This is a genomic window from Winogradskyella poriferorum, from assembly GCF_050618035.1.
Classification (GTDB): domain Bacteria; phylum Bacteroidota; class Bacteroidia; order Flavobacteriales; family Flavobacteriaceae; genus Winogradskyella; species Winogradskyella poriferorum_A.
In genome coordinates this window covers 1-227 of the sequence record NZ_JBODPY010000179.1, presented here as the reverse complement: position 1 = coordinate 227, position 227 = coordinate 1, and the positions used below count along the sequence as shown (strand labels likewise).

Below are 227 nucleotides of genomic sequence, written 5' to 3'. Positions count from 1 at the left end.
AACTACTTTGTCAACTTTTGTTGAGTATGCAAGAGGAGGACGCTTTAGTTATACTTACGGAGGAGACATCAATGGTGACGGTTCTGGATTGAATGACTTGATCTACATTCCAACAGAAAGTGAGATTGGACAAATGAATTTCTCAGGAGCTGGTCAAGGTGCAGCTTTCAATCAATATATTGCGCAAGATGATTACCTAAGTGGTAGAAGAGGTCAATATGCTGAGC

At 40.5% G+C, this 227-nt stretch carries 1 protein-coding gene; it reads left to right on the top strand.

Translation table 11 applies throughout. The annotated features are described in order from the left end of the window. A partial coding sequence (locus tag ACRHOC_RS15375) for a hypothetical protein (protein WP_431159464.1) occupies positions 1-227 on the top strand: 227 nt, incomplete at both ends.